The organism is Mannheimia sp. USDA-ARS-USMARC-1261, assembly GCF_000521605.1.
Lineage (GTDB): Bacteria > Pseudomonadota > Gammaproteobacteria > Enterobacterales > Pasteurellaceae > Mannheimia > Mannheimia indoligenes.
Map to the genome: position 1 here is coordinate 2136073 of NZ_CP006942.1, position 23002 is coordinate 2159074.

The following is a 23002-nucleotide window of genomic DNA, read 5'->3' on the forward strand; positions in this document are numbered from 1 at the left end:
GGGCTTTGTTATCAGTTAGCTAACGCTATTACCATTGGTAACCTACGCTTGCAGCAGCACCTGCGTGCCCGCGGCTGTTTGAGTTAACGCTGAATTTAATACCCACTTTACCATTATCAGATAAACGAGAGTAACCTACAGCCATAGCACCTTGACCACGATAAGTACCCACACCAGCAGAAACCATTGATTTACCAGGTTGTGTTACATGGTATAAGTTTCCAGCTGCTAGTGCACCAGCAATACCCGCACGTAAATCTTTATCTACGTTGTTAATGCGGTTGTTCAGACGGTTTTCTGCACCTTTCAACTGATTCACATTTACAGCATCAGTACCTTTCACACCTTCTGCTACATTTGTGATACGTGTTGGAGCATTGTTGCTACCTGCAATGTTAAGTTCATTAACACCATCTTTAGCAACTGTTGATCTGATAGTTGTACCACCAACTTTTACTGAATCAAACTCAGGATTGTCTGAAGTCGCAACTTCAACCGTTGAGCCTTTACGTGAAACTACGATGTTTTTGCCACCTTTCACAGCAACTTTACCATTGTTATTAACACGTTTAGATCCCTCTTCTGAATCCGCTGCAACATTACCATCAACAGTGAGCTCCCAACCTGCATTCTCAATTGCATTGTATAACTGACTACCATTCACAGCATCTTTACTTGTTGCCGTTACATCACCATCTTTAACGTTAGTAATCTTCGTATCTTTCGCATCGATACCGCCTTTAGTTACACTTGGACCGTCTTTAATAGTTAAACCATTGTTGTTTACGGTTGTGCCACCGGTTGTTACAGAGCCATCTTCCGTTAAATCAATCGCTTTCGCTAATTGTACTTCTAATGTATCAGTACCATTTGCTTTCACATTGATGTTGCCTGATGCTGACTTAAAGTTTTCAGAAGCGGCTTTATCCACACCTTCACCTTTCACTTTAACTTCAGTATTCAGTTTCTGGCGGTTCTTAGTCTCTTCATTGTTACCTGAGAAAATCAAACCATCATTTAACGTTGCGACTTGTTCTGTTACAGGCTTGCCGTCTTTGTCTATGGTTTCATAAACGATACGAGTTTTACCGTTTTCACCCGGTAATCCATCTTTACCGTTTGTGCCATCAACACCTTCAGCACCGTCTTTCACTGTAATATTTGCACTTGCACCCGGTTTGCCGTCAGTACCTTTCGGACCGGTTAAGCCGATAGAACCATCTTTGCCGTTTAATACAACTGATGCTCCGTCCTTACCGGTTGCACCGATAGATCCATCAACACCATCTTGACCATCACGACCTGCAACGATAGTACCGTCGCCTTTAATGGTTACACCATCTTTACCGTCTTTACCAGCAACACCGATTTGACCGTCTTTACCGTCTTTACCACCGATTGTTAAGTCGTTGTTCAAGCCGAAGGTTACATTATTACCTTCTTTAGTAATAACAATGTTACCATCCTTGTTGTTCAGATCAACCGTTGCACCCGGTTTAACGTTGCCTTTGTCTTTACCATTTGCTGTTAAGTTCCAACCTGCGTTAGCAACTTGTTGCACTTGATATAACTGGCTACCGTTTACCGCATCTTTGCTGGTTGAAGAAATTTCACCGTCTTGAACATTAGTGATTTTCTTATCGCCTGCACTAATACCGTCTTTGGTTACACTTGGACCATCTTTGATAGTTAAACCATCATTATTTACCGTAGTATTACCAATAGTAACAGAGCCATCTTTCGTTAAATCAATATCTTTCGCTAATTTAACGGTTAAAGTACCGTTGTTATTTACTACACCGATATTATTAGCATCAGATAATTTAGTAGCATCTTTCTCACCACCGGTGATGCTTAAAGTTTCGTTTAGTTTCTTAGTAATTACTTTACCATCATCACCAACGAATTTTAAGCCATCGTTCAAGGTTGCAACTTCTTCTTTAACAGGGTTGCCGTCTTTGTCTTTGGTTTCATAAATGATACGGGTTTTCGTTTCGCCATCTTTACCATCAACACCCGGTTTACCTTGTTCAAAGGTCATTGTACCGTTTGAACCATCTTTACCGTTGATACCGATTGTACCATCTTTACCGTTTAAGGTTACACCTGTTTTACCATCTGCACCTTTCACACCGATTGCACCATCTTTACCAGGTTTACCATCTTTACCCGGACCACCGATAGTTAAATCGTTATTTAATGCAAAGGTTACATTGTTATCGGTCGTTTCTTTGGTAATGATGATATTGCCATCTTCATTATTAAATGAAACTTTACCTTTCGGTCCAACATTTGTGCTGTTTTGACCATTCGCTGCAATATCCCAACCGGAATTAGCTACATCATAAACCTGTTTCAATTGGTCTTCTGTTGCTGCTTGACCGCTTGTGAAGTTGTTTGGATCAAATGTCTTATTCGTTAAGCCACCAATTGTGCCTTTATTACCATCAACAGTAATCGCATTATCACCACCAACCGTTAGGCTATCACCAGTTAATGCAGAATCGCCTACACCAACAGCATTCGTATCAATAAATGTATCACCGATTGTAATTGAACCTTCTTCTGTTAAGTCAATGTTTTTCGCTAATTTAACCACTAACTTACCATTTTTATTCACCACACCGATATTATCATCAGATAAATCATCTAAATCTGTATCGCCGCCTGAAATTTGTAAAGTTTCATTTAGTTTCTTATCGATAACTTTGCCGTCATCACCTACGAATCTTAAACCATCGTTAAGTGTAGCAACTTCTTCTTTATCGCCGTTTGGTTTCTCATAAACAATACGAGTTTTGCTTTCGCCATCTTTACCGTCGTTGCCGTCAAGACCTTTAGCTCCTTTTTCAACTTTAATGGTTGCATTACCGTCTTTACCATCAGCACCGTTTTTACCGTTTACGCCGTCAATGCCTTTAAACACAATAGTTTCCGGTGTAATGCTAATGCCATCTTTACCATTAGCACCATTCACACCAATTGTACCATCTTTACTCGGTTTTCCATCTTTACCCGGACCACCAATGGTTAAGTTATTGTTTAATGCAAAGTCGATCGCATTATCGCTTACAGTTGTGATAATGTTTTTGTCTTTAGACGTGTACTTAACAGTTTCACCTAAATTAACATTATCAACTTTTTCGTCCTTATCTAATGCCGAATGATCTGCGGTAATATTAAAGCCTTTAGAAATTAAAGCATCTGTTGCATTACGTACATCTTTAATGTTCGCTGCATTAGTACCTACTTTTTCTAGCTGCTCATCGGTTAAATCATTTACCGATTTAACCGGCTGACCGTCTTTACCATTCTGACCGTCAATACCGCTCTTCACGTTAACGATTTGGTTTCCACCATTATTTAGACCATCTTTAGTTAAAGAGACAACATTACTGTCTTTACCAGCTTTTCCGTCTTTCGGTGTTACCGTTACACCATTGTTGTTTACAACTGTTTTCGGTGCATCTGCATTTACAGAACCATCTTCTTTGTATTCAACAAAGTTTGCTGTAGCTAGGTCTTTTAAGTCACGGTTTAGTCGGATTTCAAGCTGATCTTTCGCATTAGCAACTACATTGATGTTACCAGCCGCTGATTTAAAGCTATCAGATGTCTTTTTATCATTGATGCCTGTAGCTACTTCGCCAATAATGTTCACTACGCTATTTAGCTTGTGACGGTTTAGCTTCTCATTGTTACCTGCAAAGATTAAGCCATCATTAAGTGTTGCCACCTCTTCTTTAATCGGGTTACCTTCATTATCTTTGATTGGGTTACCGTCTTTATCAGTCGGTTGGTAAACGATACGAGTTTTACCATCTTTACCCGGTAAGCCATCTTTACCGTTTTTACCATCAACACCTTGAGCACCATCTGCCGATTTAAATGTTAAGCCGTCTTTACCGTCTTTTCCATTTAAGCCGATTGAACCATCTTTACCGTTAAGCACAACAGCTGAACCGTCTTTACCGTTCACACCAACTTTACCGTCAATGCCATTACCGCCATCAGCACCGTCTTTTCCGTTACGGCCTACAGTGATTGTTGCTTCACCCGGTTTTCCTGGCTCACCGTTATCACCTTTGATTGAAACACCATCTTTTCCGTCTTGACCTTTAACACCGATTGAACCAGCCTCACCCGGCTGACCATTTTTACCGTCTTTACCAACAGTTAGATTATTAGCTAGACCAAAGTCAATAGCGTTATCACGCACTGTCGTTACAATGTTTTTATCAGTCGAAGTATAGCTAACTGTTTCGCCTAAATTAACATTATCAACTTTTTCACCCTTATCTAATGCCGAATGATCTGCGGTAATATTGAAGCCTTTAGAAATTAAAGCATCTGTTGCATTACGTACATCTTTAATGTTCGCTGCATTAGTACCAACCTCTTTAAGCTGATCTTCGGTTAAATCATTTACCGATTTAACCGGCTGACCGTCTTTACCATTCTGACCATCAATACCGCTCTTCACATTAACGATTTGGTTGTTGCCGTTGTTCAAACCTTTATCAGTTAATGACACGATATTACCATTTTTACCATCTTTCGGCGTAATGGTTAAGCCATTGTTGCTAACAACTGTTTTAGGTACTTCAGTATTTATGCTACCGTCATCATTGTAAGAAACAAAGCTTGCATTACTTAAGTCTTTCAACTCACGGTTCAATCGGATTTCAAGTTTATCATCCTCTTTCGCCACAACATTGATATTCCCTTTTGCTGATTTAAAGGTATCAGAAGTTGACTTATCTACACCCTCACCTACAATCTTCACAACCGTGTTGAGCTTATGACGATTTAACGCTTCATTGTTGCCTGTGAAAATTAAACCATCATTTAGGTTTGCAATTTGTTCAGGGTTGCCTTTGCTGTTGGTATAAACTAAACGGGTTTCACTGTCTTTAGCAGGTAAATTGGTCAACTTATCACCATCTTTACCATTTGTGCCATCAACGCCTTCAGCACCATTCTTCACAGTTAAATTAGTGCTTATGACATCCTTGCCATCTGTGCCTCTAGGACCGGTTAAGCCAATAGAACCGTCTTTGCCGTTTAGGACAACTGAAGCTCCTGGTTTACCATCTTCACCTTTTGGTCCGGCTACGCTAATAGATGAGCCGTCTTTTCCGTCAATCGTAACTGCTGAACCGTCTTTACCATTCACTGTCACTTTGCCGTCAACACCATCTTTGCCATCTTTGCCGTTTTTCGCACCAAGTGCAACTTCTGGATTTAAACTCACTTCTAGGGCTTTACTTTGTGTACCATCTTTATTAGTCACATCAACTACTTTGGTGTTGATATTTGCATCACCCGTAATTTGTGCTGTCGTACCTAAATTTTGCTTAAACTCCCTGCCCTCTTTGTCTTTCAAACCATAAGCATCGGTTGAAACACTAGTAATCGTGTCTTTTAAATCCCCAATATTTACAGCATTAGTTAAGGTATCTCCTTCCGCAGTTTTAATCGCATTTGCAACATCTGCTGGTGTCAGTTTACCACCTTCACCTGTTGCAGTTACTGTATCACGCACACCGCTCGCCACATTCGTAACTTGTACCGGATCATTACCTTTACTATAGAACTTCACTGTATTAGTCGGATCAGTGTTATCCACTTTAGTTGCAGGGTCAACATAACCTACAGCCGTATCCACTTTAATCGTGTTACTGCTAGTTTGTGGGTCTGATTCCACTGTTACTTTTGTTCCACGACCATTGATAAAGTTTACTGTATCATTATGAACCACCGTATCAACAGCTTCTCCATTCCCTTGTAAGTTCCAACCCGCATTCAATACATCACCCACTGTTGCAGCATTATTCACTTTGCCAGCCAACTTACTTGGGCTATTTGATTCAGGTTGTTTCTGATCATTCACCGTCACAGGAGCTAAGTTTGACTTCACATTAATGATTTCATTGCCACCATTATCCAAACCGTTTTGAGTTAAGGTTACAGGCGATTTAACTTCTCCTGGTTGTGCTACAGGAGTAATCGTAATCCCGTTATTATTGACGGTAGTCTTAGGTGCTGTTTCATCAACCAAAGGTTTACCATCTTTATCTAACTCATCTTTGTATTTAACAAAGCTCGCATTACCTAAGTCTTTCAACTCACGGTTCAACTGAATTTCAAGCTTATCGCTCTCTTTGGCTACAACGTTGATATTCCCTGCAGCAGACTTGAAGTCCTTCGATTGTTCTTTAGAAACACCCTCGCCTTGTACTTTCACTAACGTATTGAGTTTATGGCGATTTAATGTATCAGCATTATTACCGGTAAAGAGTAAGCCATCGTTTAAATTAGCAACTTGCTCTTCTTTTCCACCGTTTTTATAAACAATACGGGTTTCACCGTTTTTACCCGGTAAACCGTTTTCACCTTTGTCGCCATCAACGCCTTGTGCTCCATCTTTAACCGTAATATTGGTGCTTGCACCGTTCTCCCCATTCTTACCACGAGGACCGGTTAAGCCGATAGAACCATCTTTGCCGTTTAACACAACAGATGAACCGTTTTTACCATTAGCACCTATTGAACCATCTACACCATCTTTACCATCACGACCAGCAACAATAGTACCGTTACCGTTAATGGTTACACCATCTTTGCCATCTGCACCTTTCACACCGATAGAGCCATCTTTGCCCTTCTCACCCACTTTTAAGTCATTTTTCAGGGCAAAAGTAACATTATGGTTATCCTTAGTAATATTGATGTTGCCATCTTTGTTGTTTAAATCAACCGTTTCAGTTGGCTTCACATTACTACTATTTGTACCGTTAGCGGTCAAATTCCAACCGGAATTTGCAATTTGCTGAACTTGGTATAACTGGCTACCATTAACTGCTTCTTTACTATCACTCGTTACATTACCGTCTGCCACATTGGTAATTTTATTACCACCGTTGTTTAAACCATCTTCGGTTAATGTCACATTTGATTTAGTTTCATCATTAGGATCTTTCTTCGTGATAGTAATACCATCTTTATGAATAACGGTTTTATCAGTCTCAGCAGTACCAAAAGTTGCACTATTTAAACCGAATAAGTCTTTTGCTAATGCCACAGTAATCGTACTGTTCACAATTTGAGTCATCACATTTTGACCGGCATCGAACTTATTCCAATCCGTATTATTTGTAGCACCTTTTACATCCACTTGCGTATTTAACTTCGCATTGTGAACTGTGCCGTTATTAGCACCGAATTTTAAGCCATCGTTAAGTGTCGCAACTTCTTCTGTTTTGCCATCCGGTTTTTCATAAACGATTCGGGTTTTGCTATTACCATCTTGACCGTCATTACCATCAAGACCTTTTGCTCCTTTTTCAACTTTAATGGTTGCATTACCATCTTTACCATCAGTACCGTTTTTACCGTTTACACCGTCAATACCTTTAAACACAATAGTCTCCGGTGTAATGCTAATGCCATCTTTACCGTTAGCACCATTCACACCGATTGAACCATCTTCACCCGGTTTTCCATCTTTACCTGCTTTACCTACAGTAATGTTGTTTGCTAAACCATAGTCGATAGTATTGTTGGTAACGGTTGTAACAATGTTCTTATCTGTTGAAGTGTACTTCACCGTTTCACCTAACTGAACATTATCAACATCCTTCAAGCCTTCACCACGATTATCTGCATCAATATTAAACCCGCCATTAACTTTGTTTGTTACGCTAGTGACATTTTGATTTGTAGCATAAAGCTGTGAACCATTAACGGCATCTTTAGAATTTGCATTTAAATCACCTTCTTTTACATTCGTGATTTTTACCGTATTCCCATCTTTATCGCCCACTTTAATATTATTACCATCGGCAGTAATTTTCGGACCATTGTTGATCGTAATGCCATCTTTAGTCACATTTGTGCCGCCAATAGTTACCGAACCAGTATCGGTTAAGTTGAGGTTTTTCGCTAAGTGAACCGTCAATGTTCCCTTACCATCTGCTTTCACATTAATATTACCTGCTGCAGATTGGAAATCATTTGATTGGTCTTTGCTCACTCCTTCGCCAACAATAGTGACTAAGCTGTTAAGCTTATGTTTGTTCTCAACTTCGTTGTTACCGGTAAAGCGTAAACCATCATTCAGGTTAGCAACTTCTTCTTTGTTACCTTTTTCATTAGTGTAAACAATACGGGTTGTTTGCTCGCCTGTTTTGCCATCTTTACCTGATGCACCATCTAAGCCAGGAGCACCTTTTTCAACGGTCATGGTTGCATTTGTACCACCTTTACCGTTAATGCCAATCTGACCTGGTGTGCCATCTTTACCCACAACAACAGTGCCATTGCCGTTAATAGTTACACCGTCTTTGCCATCAGCACCTTTCACACCAATAGAACCGTCTTTGCCGTCTTTACCTTTGCCAACAGACACTTCACCGGCTAATGCAATTTCTAAGGCTTTTTCAGCTGTGTTCGTAGTAACTGTTACACCATCTTTACCTTTAACTTGAATAGTTTTACCTAAATCTTGCTTAACTTCAGTTTTAGTATCGTCACTTAAACCAAAACCACCTGTCGTTGCATTCGTTAAGTTATTAACTGTCTCTTTTAAATCACCCACATTAACCGCATTGGTTGTAGTTGCATTCGCAAGATCTGTTTTTTTACCACTGGAGTCGGTTAAACCGCTTGATACATTGGTAATTTGATTATTACCATTATTTAAACCGCTTTCAGTTAAGCTCACGGTTTTATTTACATCAGTACCATTGGTAATGATAATGCCATCTTTATTGATAACGGTCTTATCATTAGTATCCGTTCCAAAGGTCGCATTCTCTAAAGCGGTCAAATTTTTCGATAATTTTACCGTTAGTGTATCTTTACCGTCTGAAACCACACCGATGTTATTCTCGGTCAAGTTTGCGAATGCTGCCCCACCTTTAATATTGGTTTGATTACCTAATGCTTGAGTGAATTTATTTCCATCAACAGCTTCACCTGTTGCAGAATAATCACCTGCATAAACCGTGCCCTTGGCAATCTCAGTCGCATTTTTAGTAATATTATTGGTATTATTAGTTACATTTTGATTAGTTGCATACAATTGACTACCATTAACAGCTTCTTTACTATCATTGGTTACATTACCGGCAGTCACATTCGTAATTTTCTTATCGCCAGCATTAATACCCGTAGTAGTAACACTTGGTCCACCTGTAATAGTTAAACCATCTTTAGTAACATTCGTACCACCAATGGTTACTGAACCACCGTCAGTCAAGTTAACATTTTTCGCCAATGCTACTGTAATGCTATCACCATTGATTTGGGTCATAATATTTTGACCTTTATCAAAGTTATCCCATTGCGTATTAGACTCAGCACCTTTTACATTCACTTGCGTATTTAATTTCGCATTATGAACTTCACCGCTATTAGCTCCAAATTTTAAGCCATCGTTAAGAGTCGCTACTTCCTCATTGCCATAAACAATACGGGTTTTAGAGTCGCCATCTTTGCCATCAACACCCGGAGCACCATTTTTAACAGTGATATTTGCAGTCGCCGATTTACCGTCTTTACCTACCGGACCAGTTAAACCGATAGTGCCGTTCGTACCATCTAAACCGATACCCGGCTTACCGTCTTTACCCCCAATAGCTAAGGTTGAATTTAATGCAAAATCAATGGTGTTATTGCTAACAGTAGTAACAATATTTTTATCAGTTGAGGTGTATGTAATTGTCTCACCTAATTTAACATTGTCAGGTTGAGTGAGCCCATTACCATAATTATCAGCAGTAATGTTAAATCCACCATCAACCTTATTAGTTAAATTTGTTACATTCTGATTGGTAGCATAAAGCTGTGAACCGTTAACTGCATCTTTAGAAGTATTACTAATTGTACCGTTTGATACATTCGTAATTTGCTTATTACCTGCATCAACGCCTGTATTAGTAATCTTCGGACCATTTTCAATGGTTAAACCACCATTATTAATAGTTGTGCCACCAATTGTAACCGAACCACTGTCAGTTAAATTTAAGGTATTATTTAAATTAACTTTTACTTTACCGTCCGAAGCAGTAGTATTAATGTTACTATTTCCACCCACAACATCTACAAACTCACCCAGTTTTTTATTAACGGTGTTGTTATCTTCTGCTTTTAACCCAAATCCTTTGGCAATCTCAGTCGCATTTTTGGTGATGTTTTGTGTATTATTTGCAATATTATTGGCATTATTCGTAATATTTTGGCTATTATTTGCGATATTTTTCGTATTATTTGCAATGGTATCTTTCGTTGCTTGAGAAAGATCAACCGTATAGTCCGTAATATTCGCATTGGTAGCATTTGGCTTTGAAGTTACACTGATCGCTGTCGAACCGTTAGTTACGGTTGCAGAGGTATCAGTATCTTTCGTAAAATCAGCAATTGCATCTGTAGTCAAAGCCACTTCGTAATTTGTTGTGTTAGCAGCCCCGGTAACAGGTTTAGGTGTCGCAGTAATATAGCTCTTGCCATTGGTTGCAACAGCACTTACCGTTGTGTTATAAGCATTTACGGTATAAACATCTGTGCCATTTTCTACTCCTTTAGTTACATTCACATTAGAGCCTGCTCTAACCTGTGTTTTAGCCGCCTTAATTGCATCGTGAATGTTATTTTTATTGGTATCGCCAATATTAGTAAACGTAAGCGTACCATTAGGGTTCAATACTGAATTGCCACCAAAGGTTGAATTAACTGAACTTGCAATATTACTCATCACTTCATTAGTTGCATAAAGTTGTGAGCCATTAATTGCATCAGTTGATGTTTTTGAAATTTCACCCGGTGCGACAAATTTAATTTGGCGAGCATTAGTAGAATTACCTATACTTACATAATCACCACTAATAATATTTTCATCACCAGCAAAACCACTGTAAGATAATTTGCCTACTGTTGCAGAATCAATAGCTTTTGCTGTTGCCGCCGTAGAATTCGCACCTAACACAACCGAACCTGTTGTGCCTACGCTCACATTTGAGCCTAATACAAAGGTATCAGTCGCAGTAACTGTGTTGTTATAACCCATTGCAGCAGAACGAGCCCCTGACACATTTACTGATGTACCGATAGCAATGGCGTTATCTGCATTTGTTGTTACAGCCGACGAACCAATCGCGGTTGCATTCACACCATCTGCCGTTGCCTTATAACCACCTGCAAATGCATTAGTAGAATTTGCTTTAGATTCTGCACCTACAGTTGTTGAATTTACGCCTAATGCTTCAGCAGAATAACCAACTGCAGTAGTATGCTCTAATTTTGCACGTGATTTAGCACCAACAGCGGTAGCTTCTTTTGCTGTAGTTGCTGTTGTTGCATTATCTTTTGTTCTAGTCTCGCCATTATCACCTGCGGTAGCTGCTACACCAATAGCGGTTGAGCCTTGACTTAATGCTTGGCTGTGCACACCCACAACTACTGCTCCATTACCGGTCGCGGCAGATTGGCGGTATTTTTTATTATTTGCATCAAAGAAACCTGTATCAAGTTGATAACCGGCATCCGCTGCACTACCGTGTGGTAAAGAATCATCGCCCCCGATTACAATCGCACCTACACCGGAAGCAAAAGAATCATTACCCAACGCCATAGCCTGACGGTTCACAGCTTCAGCACGAGAACCTAAAGCAATAGATTGATCACCCTGTGCAATAGTTTGATAACCGATTGCCACAGCACCGCTATTTAATGAATTGCGTGATGTATCGGAATTATTAAATACAGCTTGAGCTCGCGTACCAATTGCAATCGAATCATGACCATAAGCGTGAGAGTTAGTACCAATCGCTATAGTATCTTGTAATGCTTCACCTAAATTCTTATCAATTTTTGATGGCTTATAACCTGCCTCATTCGCATCTACTTTTTCTACATTATAATTTCTAAATCCTTGAGTACCAGCAGAATTACCAATGGCAATACTACCTTTAGCACCTACATTGCTGATATTCGTATTTGTACCAATCGCAATTGCATCAAGAGCTTTTGATTTTGCTTCATAACCCACACTAATTGCACCCCCAACGGTAGATTCTGTACGCGTACCAACAGCAATAGTATCATTCGCACTTGTTCTCGCTGTTGTACCCACCGCAATTGCTCGAACACCACCCGCTTGGGTTTTCGTACCATCTAAATTGGTGCTATCTGCATTACCTATAGCAATAGCAAAATCGCCATTTGCTACCGCATTTTTACCAATTGCAGATGAATTTTTCCCAATCGTATTTGATTCATCACCTAGAGAAAGAGAATAGTTCCCTTGTGCTTTAGATTTATGACCTATAGCTGTTGCATACTCCCCTGATGATTCTGACTCAAAACCGATAGCACTACCACCAGCTTTTGTTACATTAGATTTCGCCCCCACTGCAGTTGCATTAGCTTCGCTAACATTAGAATGGTAACCTAACGCAGTAGAATAATTCCCCTTTGATTTTGCTTCTTCACCAATAGCAGTTGCACCATTTTTAGTTGCTGTAGCATATGCACCAATACTAATCACTTTATCAGCAGATGAGGTTGCATTCCAACCAATACTGATTGCATTCGCTCCAGTAGTGTTAGAAACATTACCAAATGCAATTGCACCTGTACCATTAGCAACAGACTTCACACCAAATGCTATAGCACCATCACCAGTCGCCGTAGCATTAGTACTAAAGGCTACAGAATCTTTTGAATTTGCCTTAGTATTCGTACCTAAAGCAAATGCACTCTCAGCTGATTTAGCTGTATCCGCAACGATAAATTTACCTACTTCAGCTATGTTAGAAGCCTGCTCTTTAAACCCACCTGCATTCGCATTTGTACCGATAGCAAAGGCATTTTTACCATTCGTTTTAGCTTTAGTACCAATAGCGAAAGCATCATCACCATATGAATAAGTGTTATTCTCACCATCATAAGTACTCTTTCTAACTTCATTTTCATCTGTATTTATAGTGTGAGGTACACCTGAACCAATTGCAAAAGAACGAGTTCCAAGTGCTGTTGCAGAAGCACCTATCGCAAAGCTTGCTGTACTATTTGCCCAAGAAGTTGCCCCAATTGCCGCAGAATAGTCACCAATAGCTGCTTGATTGTCTCTGTGCTGCAAATGAGTTAAACCCAGCTGCACGAGAAGCAGCCCCCAATGCAACAGAACCAATCTCAAGTGATTGTGAATACGCACCAATTGCGATACCTAAACCGCCTGTAGAACTTGAATAATCACCAATAGCGATACCATTACTACCTTTTGTGTAACGAGATACAACATTTGTCTCTTTACCTAATGCAATACCTGTTGAGTGTCGATTATCATAGTTACCATTATTCACAGTATTTTTAGGATCAGAATATGATAAACTACCAGGGTTATAGTAGTTATAAGGATAAGTAAATACTCCCTCTCCCCCTTTTTCTTTTCCTGTAGTAACTGAACTACCCACAGAAGTCTCTTCAATATAAATCGCCGCCTCTGCTGAAACAGCAGATAATGCTAATACTGCCATACCACCGGTAAACAATGTGCTGTTTAATACATTTAAAAACAGATTCCCACCACGCTCATCTGTCGAAGAGGTAGACTTACCTTGTGAACGGGCAAGTTCAGACACAACTTCCATTTTTTGTGTCGTTCGGTTAAAAATAACCTTAAATATTTTATTCATAATTTAATCCCTTTAAGACATAAAAATAGCTTATTTCTATTAACTTAAGAAATAAGCTATTTTGTAAATAATTCGAAAACCGCACAATACTCCGAATAAACGCTTTGACAACCGCTTATATCATAAGAATACTTTCTTTTTCATTATACTAAATTTTGTACTATACGCCTAACTTTTTCACTTTATAATCTCAATAAATTTTTAATAACTTTATAAATTTCCCTTCCTAAAGCGTAAAATCAACAGCATATTCGCCAAAATTTACAATAAACTTTACTTTTGTATTATTTATCAGTGTTACCTAGCTATGCTCCAATGTTGAAGATGTAAACATTCTTAATAACACATAACCTAAAATCGCCGACACCGCCGAGCCTAATAAGATTCCCAAACGAGCTAATGCAGTAGTAACTTCCCCCGCTTCGCTTACATCAAAAGCAAGGCTTGCAATGAACATTGACATTGTAAAACCAATACCACATAGCACCGCAATAGCGAAAATTTGTTTGAAATTCACACCCTGCGGCAAACTTGCTAAACGGAATAATACCGCTAAGTAACTAAAGCCGAACACGCCAACGGTTTTACCGATAATCAAACCTAACGCAATACCTAATGGTAATGGTGAAGTGAGTTGTTCCATACCCATTCCGGCTAATGAAACGCCTGCATTCGCAAAGGCGAAGAAAGGTAAAATCATAAATGAGCACCAAGGCATTAGAATATGTTCTAACTCTTCTGCCGGGCGCTCGCCATTTTTACCTTTTAGCGGTACGCAGAAACCGATAATTACCCCGGCTAACGTGGCGTGAACCCCTGATTTTAAGACCGATGTCCATAACACTAAGCCAACCACTAAATAGGCACACAGTGAACTCACTTTGAAACGATTAAGCAAAATCAGCCCTATAATCGCAATACCTGCAATGGTTAAGGCTTGCACACTGATTTCTTGTGAATAGAACAAAGCAATAACAATAATTGCCCCTAAGTCATCAATAATGGCTAATGCCAATAAAAAGACTTTTAGAGCTAAAGGCACACGTGCACCGAGTAATGCCACAATGCCGACAGCAAAAGCAATATCAGTTGCCATTGGAATCGCCCAGCCTGAGTGATATTGTGGATAATCTTTATTAATGAACCAGAAAACCAACGCCGGCACAACCATTCCACCAATTGCCGCTACCGCAGGAAATATTGCGTTTCTTAAACTCGACAACGAGCCTTCAAATAGCTCTCTTTTCACTTCTAAACCGACCAACGTGAAGAAAATTGCCATTAATCCATCATTGATCCATAACAATAATGGCTTGGTTAAAGCAAAAGTACCAAACTGAAAACTAACATTGGTTTGTAAGAAGTCAAAATAAGTATCACTGAGCGATGAGTTAGCTAAGATGATTGCCGCAAACGCAAAAATCAGCAACAAAATTCCCCCAGCTGCTTCCGATTTTAAAAGTAAAAGTAATCTTCCCACTTAAATTCTCCTATTCATTGATTTATACATTTTCCATACAATTTATCTTTTACCAAAGATTTCCGTAAGATCAAATAGAAAATTTGATAAACTAGAGATATGTTACATTTCAACAATCTGTTTGAATATAATTTCATCAAAAATGTTAGGGATTTGTTATGAGCAATGAATGGTTCTATTGGGCATCAATTTCCGCTGTTTTTGCCGCCCTCACAGCAATTTTTGCTAAAGTGGGTTTGCAAAATATGAATTCCGATTTTGCCACTTTTATTCGCACTATTGTTATCATCATTGCGTTAATTGCCTTTCTTACCTACACAGGCAAATGGCAGCCTGTGCAGCATATAACCGCTAAGAACTGGTTATTTCTTATTCTCTCAGGCATCGCAACAGGTATTTCTTGGCTGGCTTATTTTAAAGCTCTCCAGATGGGAAATGCCTCTCAAGTAGCACCTGTTGATAAATTCAGCCTTGTGCTGGTTACTCTTTTTGCGGTGATATTTCTTGGCGAACGCCCAAGCGGGCAAGAGTGGGCGGGCATTGGGCTGATTTCAGCAGGCGTGCTGTTGCTCGCATTTAAACGCTAACCTACAAGCGGTCATTTTTATGGAAAATTTTGCAAATCCAATCCCCTACATCGAAATTGCTTTTATTCATCGGCAAGCCGTTTTGCCGAATGATTTTGACTTTCCGTCAATGCCTGAAAATTTAAATAAAAAGCAAATTCAGAAATGGCAGAGCCGCCGTGCGGCTCATTTTTTACTTACCGAACTGTTTAAAAAATATGATTTGGATTTGAGGTTGTTAGACCATATTCAACACACTAAAAGCGGCAGACCTTTTGTCAATTCAGAACAGATTGATTTTAATATCAGCCATTCGGGCGATTGGATAGCGGTCATTTTTTCGCATTTTTTTGCAAAATTGGCAGTAGGCATTGATATTGAACACCCACAGAAAGAAAGGCGTTATGCAGATCTTATTCGCCACTATGCAAATGTGGAGGAACAAGCGATGTTATTAGATGAACATTGCCCGTTGCTGAATAACCTTTCGCAACGTTTTTATCTCAGCTGGTGCTTGCGAGAAGCAATTTTAAAATCGCAAGGCGTGGGGATTGTGAAATTGTCGGAAGTAAGGCATCTTCCGCTTGAAAAACGGATTTTTTCTGCTCACTGCCCGAAAGGTAAATTGCATTTTGTCAGTGAATTGCCGTTCTATTTAAGCTACTTCTATCAGCAACCGGAAAATATGCTATTATCTGAGCCTTTGTTATACCATTGGCACAATGGGCTGCTCCAGCCCGTTGAATGCCAGTCGCTTGTTTATGATGTTAATTAAGGACAATGAATGCCTAAAAAATCTTTAGAAGAACACCACTCCACGTTTGGCAAAATGGCGTCAGAAATTTTTCAATGGGTGCTGAATGCCTCTTTACTTGTTGCCGGCATTTTGCTCTCTTATTCCCTTTTTGCTGAAGCCTATTCTCTGTATGAGTTATTACTGGGTAACAGCGAGAAATTCCAAGTGGTTGAACATATTGTGATTTTCTTTCTCTATTTTGAGTTTCTCGCCTTAATTGTGAAATATTTTAAATCGAACTACCATTTCCCATTGCGATATTTTCTGTATATCGGCATTACCGCAATGGTGAGATTGATTATTGTCGATCACTCAAATGCAATGCATACGCTACTTTTCTCTCTTTCTATTTTAGTAATGATTGTTGCATTGTATCTTGTACATAGCGATCGTTTACAAAGAAGCTAGGGGGCAAAATGAACCAATATCAATATGAAGATTTGCAGATTGTAAACAAAGAGACCGTTTACAAAGGGCATTTTGAACTACAAAAAATCACTTTCCGCCACAAGCTCTTTTCCGGTGAAATGAGCGGCGATGTGGTGCGTGAATTACTCATTAAAGGCGAAGCAGCCGCACTTATTGCTTATGATCCCAAACTGGATAATGTAGTGCTGGTTGAGCAAGTGCGTATTGGGGCTTATGACTCTTCCCAGAAAAAATCGCCTTGGTTATTAGAATTAGTCGCTGGTATGGTTGATAAAGGCAATGAAGAACCCGCTGAAGTCGCTATTCGGGAAGCAAAAGAAGAAGCAGGCTTAGAAGTAAGCGAAGTACAACACGCCCTTAGCGTATGGGACAGCCCCGGCGGACAGCTTGAGCGTTTACATTTATTTCTTGGCTTGATTGATAGCAGTAAAGTCAAATCAGGCGAAGTTCACGGTTTATTAGAAGAAGAAAATGAGGATATTTTAGTCCACGTTGTCAGCCGTGAGCAGGCTTATCAATGGGTTGAGGAAGGTAAAATTGATAATGTGATTGCAGTTATCGGGTTGCAATGGTTGCAGTTGAATTATAAGAAATATATCGTTTAATCAATACGTTAACATTTTATAAGGGCAAATCATTATTTGCCCTTATTTTCTTATGGTTAAAACACCTTCTCTACCGTTAAAAATACTTCTTTATTACTGCGAGAGTAAAAATCTGCAATATTGCTGTCTATTTTTTGGTAGCGGAAATTTAACTTCGGCACAATACCGTTCCAATGCCAGTTTTGATTCCAAACTGCAACATTCGCCTGGTATTCTTTATCTTGTCGTTTGTAGTCCAATAAATAGTGTTTATCCGCAAAATAGCGTTTGCCATAGCCCACACTTGCAGAGCTTGACCAGCGTTGCGTTTGGTGAATTACCCCAATAGTTGCCAACCATTTATTAGAAGATTGAGCTTTTTCGCGTGCAATTTCACGGTTTGCCATTACATTTGCAAAAAATCGCCAATTTTTGACCGCTTGCCATTGTGTTCCAACCGTTACTTGATTGCGATAACTGTTATAATACTCAGCGGTGGCAGTATCAAAATAGCGTTTCTGTGTATGACTGAATGAACCGGACACTATCCCTCGCTCCAAGAGTTTCATTACATTAACCCTGCCACCAAATTGATAATTGTCGCGTGAACTCCCTAGCCAATTTTGTTCAATAAATGGTGATAAACCTATACGGTAAGTAGCTTTTCTATAGCTATAGCTCGGTGTAATTGACAACACTTGCTCGCTGTAATCCTGATTATTCCAATAATACACACCGTTATAAGCCAAATCTGCTCCAATAAAGTGATTGCCACTTACATTTTGCATTTTGCTTAGCCCAACGCCATATCTAAATCCTTTAGCGGATTGAGGCAAACTTTCCTCAGCTTTATGGAAAATTCGCCCATTTATGTTCACGATCGGCGAAGATGCTGCATTATTCACATTATTGGTTTGCGTATATTACAGATAGAAATCAGGCTTCCACTGTTCCTCTTCCGCCATTTGCTCCAATGCATTATTTATGGTCGCGTGTAAATTATGTGGAGCAGTTGTTTTCAGTTGCTCAAATTCTTTCTGAGCCTCTCGGTAGCGGAAATCTTCTTTTAGAATTAGGGCTAAATCAAATCGAGGATAAATAAAAGAAGGTTGTTTCTTGAGCAATTGTTGATAGTAAAAAATTGCCGAGCGATGATCTTTTTTAGCATACGCTAACGCCGCTGAAGCATAATCCAGTAGAAGCGGATCTGCTTGCTGTTGCATTGAATACGCTGTCAGTAATATTTCAAGCTTTTCCCAATTTTGCGTTAAGATCGCTTGGTTAATTTGTTGTTCTACACTTTCTGTTACTTGTTCATCAGGCAAGTAAGCGGTCGATTTTTGCGTGTTTTTTACAATTTTTTGTTCAAATTCAACCGCTTGTCTGTCGTGATTAAACTCTTTCTGATCTTGGTCAAATTCAACAATTGTTTCCGCTTTCACCAATGGTGAGAAAAGGAGTAATAGCAGTAATTTTTTATTCATAATCTAGAAAGAAATGCCGTTTAATTTAAACGTAAACGGCATTTGTGAGTAAAGGAGAATTATTAAATAGTATTAATAAATTTTAGTTAGCTTTAGTTCCACTAATACCAAAACTATGTGTTCTTCCATCGTCTTGGATATCTACTTTACCACCAATTTCTTCTGCATTAGGTCCAAAAAATTGAACTTCATATCTACCGCTTTGAGTATGCTCTCCCTTACGATGATGTGCAGTGGAAGAAATCAAACCTTTATCTATGTTACCTTTATCCAAGTCAATAGTACCATCCAATGTATTAATTATTTGACCTGAACCTGTACGCTCAGAAAAATTAACTTCATAAGTTAAGTTACCTGCATAAATACCTTCATCCCCGTGAGCATCAAAGGCTTTTCCATTATAAGTAGCTTTGCCTTCAGAAGGTAATTTTTCTGTATTTAAGCCTTTTACTTCAACAATTGAATTAACATTGCTTAAATCATCTCCTGTTTTAACTATTTGAGCTTTCACAACAGAATATTTCTGATTATAGAGACTACCGTAAGTCTCTTTTTTACCACCATCTTCCTTAATAACAGGAATTTCACTTAACCCAATCTGTTTATTATCAACTCCACCTTTGGCATCAATAATTTTTTGCTCTTCTGACTTCTCTTTCTCTGCTTTTTCCTTAGCTAAACGCTCTGCTTCCGCCTTCGCTTTTTCTGCTTCTTTCGCCAAACGTTCTGCTTCAGCTTTCGCTTTTTCTGCTTTTTCTTGTGCTAAACGTTCCGCTTCTGTTTTTGCTTTTTCTGCCTCTTCCTTCGCTAAACGTTCTGCTTCCATTTTTGCCTTTTCTGCTTCTTTTGCCAAACGCTCTGCTTCAGCTTTCGCCTTTTCTGCTTTTTCTTGTGCTAAACGTTCCGCTTCTGTTTTTGCTTTTTCTACCTTTTCCTTCGCTAAACGTTCTGCTTCCATTTTCGCTTTTTCTGCTTCTTTTGCCAAACGCTCTGCTTCAGCCTTCGCTTTTTCTGCTTTTTCTTGTGCTAAACGTTCCGCTTCTGTTTTTGCTTTTTCTGCCTCTTTTGCCAGACTTTCTGCTTTTTCTTTTGCTTTTTCAGCTTGTTTCTTCAAGCGTTCCGCTTCCACTTTTGCTGTATCAGCTTTATCTTTTAGCTGTTGCTTTTGTTCCGTAATCTTCTGCTCAGGCGATTTATGATTTGAACCACTACCTGAACCACTGCTACCACAAGCTGTTAAACCAATTAAGATCAAACTTGCTAAGGTTAATTTTTTAATACTCATAATTTGTTCCCTTTAATTAAACAAAAATTTAACAAAAATAACTTTCAGTTATATAGAATAACCATAAGTTATATTATAAACCCAAAAATACATTTCCATATAAAAAATAATGTTTTTTAGACATCTGGTACAATGAGTTTAAATAGGGTAATTCACTTAAAAATATGCTATCACGCTTAGCCCAAACACATCAGCGATACTGTGGGCTACCCAAAACGGAAATAGATTTTTCTCTTTTGAGCGGGAGTAGAGGAGATAAATAATTAAACCAAGCCAAATTCCTAATCCTAAGGCGGTTTCTAATCCTTGATATGTGTGAAAACTGACACGAATAATAAGTGAGTAAAGTACCGCCCACTTCAAATAATTAGGCTTAACCGCAAGGCAGATACCTAGAAAAAATATCTCTTCATAAAAGCCATTCAGTATGGCATACAATACCGTTGAAAATCGAACCTCTCTTAATACATTTAAAAATGAGACAGAATTATCAGAAACGTAAAATCCATAAATTACCGCATAATAAAGATCCATTGCGAGTGATAGTAAGATAAATAACCCAACACCTTGTAAAACCGATTTTAAAGATGGCTCAATATGCCATTGGCTAAAGTTAAAATTCCGCCATTTTAAATAGCAAAATGCAGCTATTAATAATCCAAGTTGGGTTATAAATGCTTGATAATTTTGTGCATTCGAAAAAGTTAAACTCTCTTCTAACGTAACTGTTTCTTGACTTAGCAATAAATATTGTGAAAAAGAAGTATAAATTGCTAATCCGAAAAAGATGATGGTTAGAACAACGAGATCCAATATATTTAAGTACGCTCTTTTCATTTTTTTCTTGTTCTCCTTTGTAAATTTTTCATAAAAAAAGACCGCTTGTTAAGCAATCAGCCTTATCATCAACGCCTATTAATGCCTTTATATACCTAATAAGAGGTAATTATCGTCCTTAAGATTTTATTAGTCAAAAATAGAAACATTAAAAAAAGTATGGATATTATACATTCAATACGCTAATTATGAAAAACTTCAAAATTTAGCTTACTTTTTTTCAAAAATGTGGCATAAACCACATTTTTCATTTTCGCTTACTGGTAAAATTTAGTGAGTTAAAATTTATGAAAATTTGAATAGGCACATAAGAATGAGCGAACAGTTTGAGTTGCCGAAAAATGGCACAGTTCGGTTATTGCAGATAACCGATCCGCATCTCTTTTCTCACACAGAGGAAACTCTGCTCAATGTTAAAACGGTTAAAAGTTTCTCAGCGGTCATTGAGCAGATACAAAAACAAATTGAGCAAACGCAACAAGGTTTTGATTTAGTTCTTTCAACGGGGGATTTAATTCAAGATCATAATATCGCTGGCTATCACTATTTTGCTCAGCTGACCGAGCCCTTGAAAACGCCAATTGTTTGGTTAGAGGGTAATCACGATGTTCAGCCAAATATGACCGAAATTTTGGGTGAATATTCACATATCTTGCCACATAAGCAAATTTTAATCGGCGAGAAATGGCAGCTTCTTCTATTAAATACACAAGTTGCCGGTATGCCTTATGGTGAACTTTGTTACCATCAGCTGAAATGGTTAGAAGCAAAATTGAATGAATACCCGGAACGTTTTACTTTAATCGCATTGCATCACAATATTCTGCCAACAAATTCCGCTTGGCTTGATCAGCACAGCCTAAAAAATAGTGATGAATTAGCAAAAATTTTACAGCCGTTTAATAATATCAAAGGGATTGTACACGGACATATTCATCAACAGGTAGATGATATTTGGAATGGTATTCCTATTTACGCAACGCCTTCAACTTGCATCCAATTCAAGCCGAATTGTGATCAGTTTACCTTAGATTTATTGCCTCAAGGCTGGCGAGAAATTATACTCCACGAAAATGGTGCGATAGAAACCACCGTCAAGCGGTTAAATTCCAATGATTTTTTACCAAATCTAAATGCTCTTGGTTACTAGCGAGTTGGGCAAATTGCAATTTGCCCCTACGGATAAAAAAATAGCCCTCAATGTTGATTTGAGGGCTATTTTCTTTTCAGAAGTTATTTTTTCTCTTCTGTTTTTTTCATTAAGTCATCAGGGATAAAGCCTTTTTGAACCGCTTCCATATGTGGAAGATTGTGAGCGATCCCTTTGTGGCAGTCGATACAGGTTTTATTTTGCTCTTGTGCCAATGCGTGCATTTGCTGTGCCACTGTTTTTTGTTGAGTGAAATCCATATCTTCAAAGTTATGGCAATTACGACACTCTTGTGAATTGTTCGCTTTCAAACGCTCCCATTCACGAGCTGCCATTTCACCACGATGTGCTTCAAATTTCTCTTTGGTATCCACTTTACCGGTGTAGTGAGCATATACTTCTTTAGCTGCAATAATTTTACGTTTCCATTTCGGGAAAAATTCGTGTGGAACGTGGCAGTCTGAACAAATCGCTTTCACACCACTACGGTTTGAGTAGTGAGCAGAGGCACGATATTCAGGCACAACATCATTCATATGACAGCTTGAACAAAATTCTTCGGTATTGGTATAAGCAAGCCCAGCATTAAAACCACTCCACGCAAAAATACCACCTAATGCAGAAAGTAGAATTACTAAGCCAATTGCCATTCTACTTGGGCGACGTAACCAGTTAAAAAATCTTCTTATCATTG

At 38.7% G+C, this 23002-nt stretch carries 13 protein-coding genes and 1 pseudogene; 5 read left to right on the forward strand and 9 right to left on the reverse strand.

Annotated features, from left to right (window positions below; genetic code table 11):
- Positions 1-28 precede the first annotated feature (28 nt).
- From X781_RS12345 to nhaA, 4 genes and pseudogenes are all read right to left on the reverse strand, one after another.
- A complete protein-coding gene (locus X781_RS12345; protein ID WP_442914793.1) occupies positions 29-10099 on the reverse strand; it encodes a YadA-like family protein in 10071 nt (3356 codons plus the stop codon).
- Between the two features lie 663 nt (positions 10100-10762).
- A pseudogene (locus X781_RS12690) lies at positions 10763-13216 on the reverse strand (hypothetical protein); the annotation flags it as partial.
- Positions 13107-13697 (reverse strand): ESPR domain-containing protein, encoded by a 591-nt coding sequence (locus X781_RS10395; RefSeq protein WP_025236806.1) that lies wholly within the window; start codon positions 13695-13697, stop codon positions 13107-13109. The pseudogene X781_RS12690 and the gene X781_RS10395, both read right to left, overlap by 110 nt.
- A gap of 301 nt (positions 13698-13998) precedes the next feature.
- Positions 13999-15177, reverse strand: coding sequence for a Na+/H+ antiporter NhaA (nhaA, locus tag X781_RS10400; RefSeq protein WP_025236807.1), 1179 nt, complete (start codon positions 15175-15177; stop codon positions 13999-14001).
- A 158-nt stretch (positions 15178-15335) separates the two neighbouring features.
- On the opposite strand from nhaA, the gene X781_RS10405 reads away from it, so the two are divergent.
- The 4 genes from X781_RS10405 to nudF are packed head-to-tail and all read left to right on the forward strand — an operon-like array spanning position 15336 to position 17573.
- Positions 15336-15764 (forward strand): EamA family transporter, encoded by a 429-nt coding sequence (locus X781_RS10405; RefSeq protein WP_025236808.1) that lies wholly within the window; start codon positions 15336-15338, stop codon positions 15762-15764.
- A gap of 19 nt (positions 15765-15783) precedes the next feature.
- On the forward strand, positions 15784-16518 hold the full coding sequence (locus X781_RS10410; RefSeq protein ID WP_025236809.1) for a 4'-phosphopantetheinyl transferase family protein: 735 nt from the start codon (positions 15784-15786) through the stop codon (positions 16516-16518).
- Positions 16519-16527: 9 nt separating this feature from the next.
- Positions 16528-16947, forward strand: coding sequence for a phosphate-starvation-inducible protein PsiE (gene psiE / locus X781_RS10415; RefSeq protein WP_025236810.1), 420 nt, complete (start codon positions 16528-16530; stop codon positions 16945-16947).
- Between the two features lie 8 nt (positions 16948-16955).
- On the forward strand, positions 16956-17573 hold the full coding sequence (nudF, locus tag X781_RS10420) for an ADP-ribose diphosphatase (RefSeq protein ID WP_025236811.1): 618 nt from the start codon (positions 16956-16958) through the stop codon (positions 17571-17573).
- A 56-nt stretch (positions 17574-17629) separates the two neighbouring features.
- On the opposite strand, the gene X781_RS12565 is transcribed toward nudF, so the two are convergent.
- The 4 genes from X781_RS12565 to X781_RS10435 form a co-directional block, all read right to left on the reverse strand.
- Positions 17630-18457, reverse strand: a complete 828-nt coding sequence (locus X781_RS12565; protein ID WP_235068746.1) for a surface lipoprotein assembly modifier — start codon at positions 18455-18457, stop codon at positions 17630-17632.
- An 18-nt stretch (positions 18458-18475) separates the two neighbouring features.
- Positions 18476-19036: a hypothetical protein gene (locus tag X781_RS12570; RefSeq protein ID WP_235068747.1), complete on the reverse strand. Its 561-nt coding sequence runs from the start codon at positions 19034-19036 to the stop codon at positions 18476-18478.
- An 82-nt stretch (positions 19037-19118) separates the two neighbouring features.
- Positions 19119-20321 carry a Slam-dependent surface lipoprotein gene (locus X781_RS10430; RefSeq protein ID WP_025236812.1) on the reverse strand — a complete coding sequence of 401 codons (1203 nt, stop codon included), beginning with the start codon at positions 20319-20321 and terminating at the stop codon, positions 19119-19121.
- Between the two features lie 156 nt (positions 20322-20477).
- Complete coding sequence (locus tag X781_RS10435) at positions 20478-21158, reverse strand: CPBP family intramembrane glutamic endopeptidase (RefSeq protein ID WP_025236813.1); 681 nt, start codon at positions 21156-21158, stop codon at positions 20478-20480.
- 313 nt (positions 21159-21471) lie between these two features.
- Here X781_RS10435 and cpdA point away from each other — a divergent pair, with 313 nt between their 5' ends.
- Positions 21472-22308: a 3',5'-cyclic-AMP phosphodiesterase gene (gene cpdA / locus X781_RS10440; protein WP_025236814.1), complete on the forward strand. Its 837-nt coding sequence runs from the start codon at positions 21472-21474 to the stop codon at positions 22306-22308.
- A gap of 83 nt (positions 22309-22391) precedes the next feature.
- Here cpdA and X781_RS10445 read toward each other — a convergent pair whose 3' ends face one another.
- Positions 22392-23000 carry a NapC/NirT family cytochrome c gene (locus tag X781_RS10445; protein ID WP_025236815.1) on the reverse strand — a complete coding sequence of 203 codons (609 nt, stop codon included), beginning with the start codon at positions 22998-23000 and terminating at the stop codon, positions 22392-22394.
- Positions 23001-23002: the final 2 nt, after the last annotated feature.